Source organism: Pseudostreptobacillus sp., assembly GCF_977040545.1.
In genome coordinates, this window is record NZ_CDRRBS010000075.1 from 1 (window position 1) to 5748 (window position 5748).

Annotated in this window: 6 protein-coding genes; 5 read left to right on the forward strand and 1 reads right to left on the reverse strand. The window is 24.5% G+C overall.

What is annotated here, in order from left to right:
• Window positions 1-2367: hypothetical protein (locus ACWYO2_RS04620; RefSeq protein WP_455515320.1), on the reverse strand; the 2367-nt coding region annotated here is incomplete at its 3' end.
• 211 nt (window positions 2368-2578) lie between these two features.
• On the opposite strand from ACWYO2_RS04620, the gene ACWYO2_RS04625 reads away from it, so the two are divergent.
• The 5 genes from ACWYO2_RS04625 to ACWYO2_RS04645 form a co-directional block, all read left to right on the forward strand.
• Window positions 2579-3052, forward strand: coding sequence for a hypothetical protein (locus ACWYO2_RS04625; RefSeq protein WP_455515321.1), 474 nt, complete (start codon window positions 2579-2581; stop codon window positions 3050-3052).
• 1 nt (window position 3053) lies between these two features.
• Complete coding sequence (locus tag ACWYO2_RS04630; RefSeq protein ID WP_455515322.1) at window positions 3054-3998, forward strand: Hsp33 family molecular chaperone HslO; 945 nt, start codon at window positions 3054-3056, stop codon at window positions 3996-3998.
• Window positions 3991-4470, forward strand: a complete 480-nt coding sequence (locus ACWYO2_RS04635; RefSeq protein WP_455515323.1) for an STAS domain-containing protein — start codon at window positions 3991-3993, stop codon at window positions 4468-4470. Before ACWYO2_RS04630 ends, ACWYO2_RS04635 begins: the two co-directional genes overlap by 8 nt.
• Window positions 4470-5369, forward strand: a complete 900-nt coding sequence (locus tag ACWYO2_RS04640; protein WP_455515324.1) for a D-alanine--D-alanine ligase — start codon at window positions 4470-4472, stop codon at window positions 5367-5369. Before ACWYO2_RS04635 ends, ACWYO2_RS04640 begins: the two co-directional genes overlap by 1 nt.
• The coding region (locus ACWYO2_RS04645; RefSeq protein WP_455515325.1) for a hypothetical protein at window positions 5362-5748 on the forward strand (387 nt) is incomplete at its 3' end. The genes ACWYO2_RS04640 and ACWYO2_RS04645, both read left to right, overlap by 8 nt.

A 5748-nucleotide genomic window follows, 5' to 3' on the forward strand; every position in this document is an offset into this window, starting at 1 on the left:
TATATTATCTTGAATATACCCTAAACTTATTCCCATATCTATATTATTATTAATATAGTTAAATTGAGTATTTATAATATTTTGATTTAAAATACTATTGGTGTTAATTTTAGTATCAAATCTATACCTTTTATGTAAAAATTCTCTATCTCCAATAGTATTAACTATATAATTAAGAAAATGTGGTTTATATAAATCGGTTAAAGGAGAAGTCCATGTTTCTCTATTTACTATATATTTACCTTCAATATTTTCTTTGTCTATATATTTTCTGTTTTTAAAATCTATTTTTAACTTAATATCTTTAGTTTTTAATTCACTATTTATTTCAAAACCTTTAGAAATTTTTGGCTTTTCATTTGATATAGTATATTTATCATTACCATTTAAAGCTTCATTTAAATCTTTTAAATAGGTATTTAAAAGTAATTTTGAGAAATCTTTATCTCTAAATCTTGATTCACTTTGATTTATTTGTAACCCAGCATACATATCAAAAGCACTTAATGTTTCTGATTCATTTATTAATTTTAATAATAGAGGGTTAGGATTATTGCTTGATAGTAAATCTCTAAATATACTCATAGCCCCTTTAGCTAATGAAATAAAGCCTTCCTTTCTACCTATTTTTTGAATTAAAGAAGATAGATTATTAAATAAAGGATTAAATTCAGCATGCACTGCTGCACGTCTTGAATCATGCCATACTGTAATTTGATTTTTATCTAATTTAGAACTTCCTAATAATTTAACTTTATTAGGATCATCTTCATAAATTTTAGGTATAATAGGTTTAGGGGGTTCAGGTTTAGGTTTTTCTTTTTTTGGAGCATTAGGATCTTCTCCAACTATTACATCACCTTCCTCAAGTTGATTTTTTCTAAAATTAATATTTGCATCACTATCTTCATAAGGAATTTTAGGTAGGAAAGTACCCATATATGGTCTAAATTCTCTAGGGATATAGTGTGTGGCATAAAAATCAGAAACTGGATTTTTCCATTCATCATCTTCATCTAAATGGCTTAAAAATTCATAACCTAAAGAATTAACTAATTTATCCCAACCTCCATTTTTATTAGACATTAAATCATTAATTTCTTTATCAAGTTTTGAAAAATCACCTTTAAATAATTCACGAACTCCAGCTTTAAATACTTCCCAACCATTATTTTTATGCTTTTTATAAACTAGATTTTTAAATTCATTAGATACTCTTGAAAGAGCACTGTCTTTATCAAAAGTAGAAGTAACTTTTTCTATACCAATATTTATTGCTTTATCTAAAAATGTTTGACCGTAAAGTGCTCCAGTATATTCTCCAACTGCTCTTATACTACCATTTAAACCTGTTAGAGTTCCTTTTTTAATATCTCTTTTTCCTATATATCTATAAGCGGCATATCCATCTTTACCTAAAATAGTTTTATCTTTATTGTATTCTTTATCAAGCTCAAGTTCGCCTATTTCCCATTTTTTAAAATATTCAATTTTATAATTTCCTGGTGCCATAGCTCTAATATCTTTTTTAAAATCATTAAAGACTCTATTTTGATTATTATCCCCTATTAAATATTTTGCAGAAACTGTTAAGTTTATATTATCATTAATATTAAAATTAAGATTTACTCCTGGTTTAAAGGCATATTTATCATGATTTAATATAGTACCTTGATATTCTAAATCTACTATTGGAGAAATTATAGTATTTAAAGGAGTTATTGAGCTAGAAAGATCAAGTTGCCCATTCTTTTTAGGATCTCTATAACCGTTTTCTGAAAATCTATTCATACCAGGAGTTCCATTTTCATAACCAATAAAATACATAGTTGAATCAAGTTTTATAGGTTTTGTATTTACTTTAGCATACATGTAAGATCTATTAATATCAAAAAGTGAAAAATCTTGATCAATTCTATGAGGTCTACCTTTTATCATAAGACCAAATTCGGCATTATCATCATTTTCTTTTAATTTAATTTTTGCATCAAGTAAAGTTTTATCTATAGTTACACCTCTTGAAACATATCTTTTTGAAAGTTCTATATCTTGATCTGTGCCACTTGGAACATATATAGGTTTCTTTTTATTAGGACTATTTGTATCAAAATCCCAAGTTAGAGTTGATTTAGGACTTGGAGTTCTTGATTCAACAGTGAAACTTGGTATTTGTGGATCTGATTCATCAAATGTATTTTCACGTGGTAAAGCTACATTTAATACATTTGGTAAATGATTAAATCCATAAGCTATACCATCTCCACCCCAAGCAGCACTACCTCCAACATTAATTTCAGTGTTTATATCTAAACTATGACTTAGATAAGAAATTAATGAAAGAAGTAGCAGATATTTATATTTTTTCATTATAAAATCTCCTTTAAATTTTTGATATTTGTAAGTATTTTAACATTTTACAAATAAAGTTTCAATAGATTTTGTTTTATTATATACTTTTAAGTTAAATTGGTGTATAATAATATGAGTAAATAAAAAAGGTGAGGTAACTATGAAAAGATTTTTTGTGATTTTTATAAGTTTTATCCTACTCTTTTCTTGTAGACAAAGTCCAGAAGGAGTGGTAAATAAATTTTTAGGTGAAATTAAGCAATATGAGTTAGAAAAATCTAAAAAGTATTTAATGAATCCAGAATTATTAGATTCTGCTTTAATTAAATCAGATAATGAATCTAAACAAATGTTTATAGAAGCCTTATTTTCAAATATGGATTATAAAGTAAAAAATAGCACAACAAGAGAAGATGGTAATGTTGTAGTAAATGTAAGTATAACAAATATAGATGTAGCAAATATATTTAATTTGGTATATAAAGATATATTTAGAAAAACTTTCAATGGGGAAAAAGATATAAATATATCAGAATCATTGTCAAATATATTAAAAAAACCTAATCTACCTAAAAAAACAATTTTAAGTCAGTTTTTGATGGAGAAGAGTGGGGATAGTTATAAAATAATATTAAGAAAAGAAAATATTGATGATATATTTGGATCATATTTTTCAACATTAACAAATATGAATGGAGTATAAAATGGTATTACGTGGAATAAGTAAAAGTTTAAAATTTGAGATATTAGATACAACAGAATTAGTTAAAGAAGTTTTTGAAAGGGTAAAACCCAATTTAATTTATTCTGAAAGAATAGCAAAAATGACAACATTAGCCGCAATATTAGCGCAAGATATTAAATCAAGTAATACTCGTTCAAGTATTACATTAAAAACTGAAGGAGCACTACAAAGTATAATAGCTAAAACAAGTGCAAATGCAAATGTTGCAGTGAAAGTAAATATAGATGAAGAAAAACATAATAAACTTTTAGAAGCTATAAAAAATGATGATAGAGAAGAAGTTAATAAGTTATTTTCTTTAAATGATGGTACATTACAAATTATGATAGATTATGGTTTGAAAAATCCATATAATTCTATATTTAAAATTAAAGATAATTTATTAGAGCTTGCAATGAATGATTATTATGAAAAATCAACGCAGACTAAATCAATCTTAATTACTTCTGTTAGTTATGATGATAATACAAATTTTTCTAAAAGTTCAGGTTTATTGATACAATTATTACCTAATGGAGATGAAGAAGTGTTTAACTTTATTTTAGAAAAATTAAATAGATTGACTTCTATAACTAAAATGTTAGAACATAATTTTTCTCTTGAAAGAATAGCGCATTTAATATTTGAAAATGATATAGAATTATTTGAGAATGAGAATAAGTATAAAGGACTTCCTTATGATAAATTACCTAAAATAGAGGATATTAAAATACTTGATACAAATGAAATTAAATTTGAATGTGATTGTAGTAGATCATATATGGGAAGAGCTTTAATTAATTCAGTTTCTAATAAAGAATTAGAAGAAATGATAAAAGAAGATGGTAATATAGAGATAGTTTGTAGTTTTTGTGGAGAAAAATATATATTTAATAATATAGAAGAGGTACTTAAATATGAATAATGAATTTCAATATATTAACTTAGATGGAAGATATATATTTAAAATTATAGGTAAAGCAACTATGAAAAATGCTAAAATTTTATCAGATTATATAGACAATATATTTAATGATATAAAGACTTTAAGTTTTGAAATGTCACAATTAGAATATATGGACTCAACTTTTTTAGGATTAGTAGCTAAATTAGTAGTAGACCTAAAAACTAAAAAATCTGAAAAATTTGTTATACTTAATCCAAGTTTAGAAGCACAAACTTTATTAAAACAAACTGGTATAGATAAATTTTGTGATGTTATAAATGAAGATATTGATTTATTAAGTATAAAAAGAATTGAAGGAGAAGATACATCTAATATGAAAGAAAAATCTAAATATATTTTAGAAATGCATGAAGTATTAATGAATCTTAATGAAAAAAATAAAATAACATTTAAACCAGTAGTAGATGCTATGAAAAAGGTGATAGATTAATGAAAATTGCAGTTATTTATGGTGGAATATCAAGTGAAAGAGAAGTTTCTATAAATACAGGTAAAGAGATAATAAATAATCTTGATAAATCTAAATATGAAGTTATAGGATTAGAATTGGAAAAAGCAGAAGATATATTTAAATTAAGGGATATGAATGTTGATTTTGTATATATTGCTTTACATGGCATATTTGGAGAAGATGGAAGAGTACAAGCTATATTAGATAGTATGAATATACCATATTCAGGATGTGGTGTTTTATCAAGTGCAATGTCTATGGATAAGAATATTTCTAAGTTAATAGTTAAAAATAGTGGTGTAAGAGTTATTGATGGTATAAGTGTAAGAAAAGGGGATAAAATAAACTTTTCAGACTTAAATCTTGGAGATAAGGTAATACTTAAACCTAATAGTGGAGGCTCTAGTATAGGTATTAATTTTGCCACTAATCAAGAAGAATTTGAAAAGGCTCTTAATGAAATATTTTTGATAGATGATGAAGCTTTAGTTGAAAGAATAATGAAAGGTATAGAAATATCTGTTCCTATTATTAAGGGAGAGGTATTTCCAACTATTTTAATAGAACCACTTAAAGATACTTTCTTTGATTATAAATCAAAATATGAAAATGGTGGAGCACTTGAGTATGTTCATGAATTTGAAAAAGAATTACAAAATGAAATAGATGATTTTACAAGAAAAGTATATAAATCATTAAAGTGTAAAGGTTATGCAAGAGTAGACTATATTTTAGTAGATAATAGGGCCTATTTTTTAGAAATTAATACTTTACCAGGTATGACTAAAAATTCATTATTGCCTAAATCGACTTTAAGTAAAGGTTATAGTTATACTCAAACTTTAGATCTTTTAATAGAGGCATCAACTAATGATTAGAAAATTTGATAAATTAGATTTAATGTTTATTCTATTTAGTATAGGAATGGCAGCTATTACATATTTTACAAATATGTATTATTTAATTCAAGTAATAGGAATACTAATATCTTACGCATTAATAATAACATTGAGAAATGTTTTCAAATCATATATAGCATATTTTTTAGGAGATAAGGAAATATTGTATTATAAGACATCTAGTCTTAATCCTTTAAGACAAGTTAGAAAACAAGATGCCTTATTTTTAATAATTTTTTTAATTATTCGTTTTCCTATAATAATATTTCCACAAAATAGATTAAACTATAACTTTGAAACTTCTAAAAATGCAGATAGAGCAAGAATATTAATAACATTAGCTAATTTTGTTGTATAT

What these genes read in the sequence shown, in the direction of transcription:
- ACWYO2_RS04635 (WP_455515323.1), top strand. Translation starts at nt 3,991, where the DNA reads ATGAATAATGAATTTCAATATATTAACTTAGATGGAAGATATATATTT.
- ACWYO2_RS04630 (WP_455515322.1), top strand. Translation starts at nt 3,054, where the DNA reads ATGGTATTACGTGGAATAAGTAAAAGTTTAAAATTTGAGATATTAGAT.
- ACWYO2_RS04640 (WP_455515324.1), top strand. Translation starts at nt 4,470, where the DNA reads ATGAAAATTGCAGTTATTTATGGTGGAATATCAAGTGAAAGAGAAGTT.